4 protein-coding genes are annotated in these 3,504 nt (G+C 32.7%); 3 read left to right on the top strand and 1 reads right to left on the bottom strand.

Annotated features, from left to right (window positions below; translation table 11 throughout):
• Nucleotides 1–608 precede the first annotated feature (608 nt).
• A complete protein-coding gene (locus tag DIU01_RS05060; protein ID WP_290832155.1) occupies nt 609–1,163 on the bottom strand; it encodes a hypothetical protein in 555 nt (184 codons plus the stop codon).
• A 172-nt stretch (nt 1,164–1,335) separates the two neighbouring features.
• Here DIU01_RS05060 and DIU01_RS05055 point away from each other — a divergent pair, with 172 nt between their 5' ends.
• The 3 genes from DIU01_RS05055 to DIU01_RS05045 all read left to right on the top strand — a co-directional run.
• Nucleotides 1,336–1,644, top strand: a complete 309-nt coding sequence (locus DIU01_RS05055; RefSeq protein ID WP_290832154.1) for a helix-turn-helix transcriptional regulator — start codon at nt 1,336–1,338, stop codon at nt 1,642–1,644.
• Entirely contained in the window at nt 1,634–2,926 is a 1,293-nt protein-coding gene (gene dcm / locus DIU01_RS05050; RefSeq protein ID WP_290832153.1) for a DNA (cytosine-5-)-methyltransferase, read from the top strand. The genes DIU01_RS05055 and dcm overlap by 11 nt, the downstream gene beginning before the upstream one ends.
• The coding region (locus DIU01_RS05045; protein ID WP_290832152.1) for a DUF262 domain-containing protein at nt 2,905–3,504 on the top strand (600 nt) is incomplete at its 3' end. The genes dcm and DIU01_RS05045, both read left to right, overlap by 22 nt.

The raw sequence follows: 3,504 nt of genomic DNA, 5'->3' as shown, positions 1-3,504 counted from the left end.
TTTCTCAAATCTGTGTTCCAAAAAAAACAAAATCGTCATTAAAAAAACCATGACGTTCCGAGTTTCAAAAACAACTTTCCTTCATTTCGAGTGAATTTGTGCGATACAGCGGAGCAAAATTTTACTGGAAAATTAAGAAGCCTATCTTTTCAAACGTTCTCGATACAATTTTATAAAACAAAAATTAGCATTTTTATTTTATAAAATCACTCGAACTGACGCTGAGAACTATAAAAACAAATCATCTTACTTACACCAACCTCACTTCGAGTGCTCTTGCAAAATTAGGATGGAAAAAAAATTGACCCATGGCTTTTGCCGAACTGAGCGCAGCTAATCGAGAACCTATGAAAACAAATCATCTTACTCACTCTACGGTCACTTCGAGTGATTTTATGTTTTAAAAACGCTAGTTTTTGAAATATAAAATTGTATCGAGAACCTATGAAAACTAAACGTCAAACTCACACTACCGTCACTTCGAGTGATTTTTATAAAAATGCGATTAGCTGTTTTATAAAAATTTTATCGAGAACCTATGAAAACAATTCCACAAAAAAAAAGAGTGACCACAAAGCCACTCTTCTATTCTATCTAAAAACTAATACTTATTTCTTCGGTAACGGCGCACCAACAGCAACCGCGCAATCATGACCTTCTTGACCGTGAGGCGGATTCATTCCCGGAGCTGTAACAGTTGGAGCAATTGGACCAGCATTTGGAGTAGGATTATTATTTACTGTTGTAATAGTAGCACCATTAGTAGTAACCGTTCCTGCTTTTAAATCGGATGAGCTAATTGTTGTACTAGTTGATTTTATTGGTTGCACGCTAGCTTTTCCTGGAGCCGAATTCAATGGCGCACCAACAGGAATTTCACAACGATGTCCTGGCTGACCGTGCGCAGGATTCATTCCTTTAGCTACCGGAGCTGGCGCAGCCACCGTAGCCGTTTGCGTTGTAGTCATCATAGTTGGATTTCCGTTTGTAGCTGGAGTAGTTGCTGTAGCAGCCGGAACTGCAGCTGTATCAATTGGTCCAGAGAAAGAATCTGAGAAAACCGACTCTTCTTTATTGGCTTCTGGAGCAACCGCAGTTTCCTCTTTCTTGCAAGAAACAAATAAAACCGATGCTACAACCAAAGCACTTAATATATTTTTCATAGTGTGTGTTTTTTAAGATTTCAAATATACTAGTTTTTGAAATAAGTTTTTAGTGGTGGAAGTGTTAAAAGTTTGTCATAAACATGAGAGTTGGTTTTTTTTATCAAATATTTTAAACAAAATACAAATGTTTAGTTTTTTTGACTATTTTTGTCAAAACAAATTTTGTCTTATGGAAACATTTGGAAATATTATTAAAAATGAAAGAGAAAACAAAGGTCTTATATTAAGACAAGTTGCCTCTGCTATTGATATTGATCAAGCAATTATTAGCAAATTTGAGCGTGGCGAAAGAAAACCAACAAAAGAACAAGTTGAGAAATTTGCTGAATTTTACGAATTAGACAAAAATAAATTGATTACAAGTTGGTTAAGTGATCAAATCGCAAATACGATTCTCTATGAAGAAAATATTGGAGAAGTTCTAAAAGTAGCAGAAGAAAAAGCATTATACCTAAAAACTATGCAGGATGGAAAATAAAATAAAAGTAGTAGAATTGTTTGCAGGTGTTGGAGGTTTTAGACTCGGCTTGGAAGGATGGGATAACAAATCTGCATCATCAAATTATAAAGAAAATTTTGAAAGTCCATACGAAGTTGTTTGGAGTAATCAATGGGAACCGTCAACCAAAGTGCAACACGCATCAATGGTTTATGAATCTCGTTGGGACAAAAAAAATCATTGCAATCAAGATATTTCTACCGTTGAAGTTTCTCAAATACCGGATCACGATTTATTAGTTGGAGGTTTTCCTTGCCAAGACTATTCAGTTGCCACTACGTTAAAAAACTCAAAAGGATTAATTGGGAAAAAAGGTGTTTTATGGTGGTCAATTCACAAAATATTAAGCGAAAAAGAAAATAAACCTAAATACTTATTTTTAGAAAATGTAGATAGGCTTTTAATCTCTCCATCTGGACAAAGAGGAAGAGATTTTGCCATTATTCTAAAAAGTTTAAATGATTTAGGATACGCGGTAGAATGGCGAGTTGTAAACGCAGCAGAATACGGAATGCCGCAAAGAAGAAGAAGAATTTTTATTTTAGCGTATTCTCAAAATTCATCAATTTTCAACGAAATAAAAGAAACTAATGCAACAGATTGGTTACTTAAAGACGGAACATTGGCTAACGCGTTTCCGGTTCAATCTGATAACATTTTATTTCCAAATGAATTTAAACTTAAAGGTGATATTGTTGAAATTTCAGAAAATTTCAATAAAAATGGAAAGCAAGGAATGTTTGAAAATACAGGAATAATGATTGATGGAATTGTAACCACAATCAAAACAAAACCAAGTTACGAAGACAAATTTACAATCCTACAAGACATAATCCAAAACGGAGAAGTAACTGAAGAATTCTATATAAATGAAGAAGATTTAGATAAATGGTTTTATTTAAAAGGTGCAAAAAAAGAAATGAGAAAAAACTCTCAAGGCTTTGAGTACAATTACAGCGAAGGCGGAATGATTTTTCCAGATCCATTAGACAAACCATCCAGAACAATTATAACGGGTGAAGGTGGAAAATCTGCATCAAGATTTAAACACGTAATAAAAACCGCTAAAGGTTATAGAAGATTATCTCCAGTTGAACTTGAACGATTAAATATGTTTCCTGATAATCACACAAAATTTGAAGGAGTTACAGATACTAAACGTGCATTTTTTATGGGTAATGCTTTAGTTGTTGGAGTTATAGAAAAAATTGGAATTGCACTAACTCAAAAAATTGAAATATGTCAAAAGGTTACTTTTTAGTTGAAAGAAAAACAATAGGTGATGTTTATATACAACCCAAAAACAAATTCAGAATACCGAGATTCCAAAGACAATATACTTGGGAAGAAAATCAAATTGAAGAGTTTTGGGAAACAATAGTATCTAAAGACCCTGTTTTTATCGGCACTATCATTCTGGATATCAGTGAAAAAGACAATGAAAACATTGTAGAAATTATTGATGGGCAACAGCGTTACCTTACAATACAGATACTTGGAGCTGTAATCAGGAATGTAATCTTAATTCAAGGAAAATTATCAACTGATGAGAAATTTGAAAAGAAAGCCAAAGGAATTAATACAAGAATAATTGGAACTCCAAATGTTGATGATGATGAGTTATATGATGATTATTTAATTCCAGGAGATTCTATAAAGGATTTCTTCAAAAAATATATACAAAATTATCCGTCAAATTTAATTGAAGAAATAAATGACAAACTTAAAGTTCAAAAAAATTCTGAAGAAGAAAGAGTAAAAAAGGCATACTTAAAATTTAAAATTTTAGTAGAAAAAGAGATTGAAAGTTTATCTTTCAAAGATAAGTATGAATGGTTA

Origin of the sequence: Flavobacterium sp. (assembly GCF_003525665.1) — a bacterium.
Taxonomy (GTDB): Bacteria; Bacteroidota; Bacteroidia; order Flavobacteriales; family Flavobacteriaceae; genus Flavobacterium.
This window is presented reverse-complemented; position numbering and strand designations above follow the sequence as displayed.

Bases quoted from the DNA above. Each gene is read 5' to 3' on its own strand.
- dcm (WP_290832153.1), top strand. From the start codon at position 1,634: ATGGAAAATAAAATAAAAGTAGTAGAATTGTTTGCAGGTGTTGGAGGT.
- DIU01_RS05060 (WP_290832155.1), bottom strand. From the start codon at position 1,163: ATGAAAAATATATTAAGTGCTTTGGTTGTAGCATCGGTTTTATTTGTT.
- DIU01_RS05055 (WP_290832154.1), top strand. From the start codon at position 1,336: ATGGAAACATTTGGAAATATTATTAAAAATGAAAGAGAAAACAAAGGT.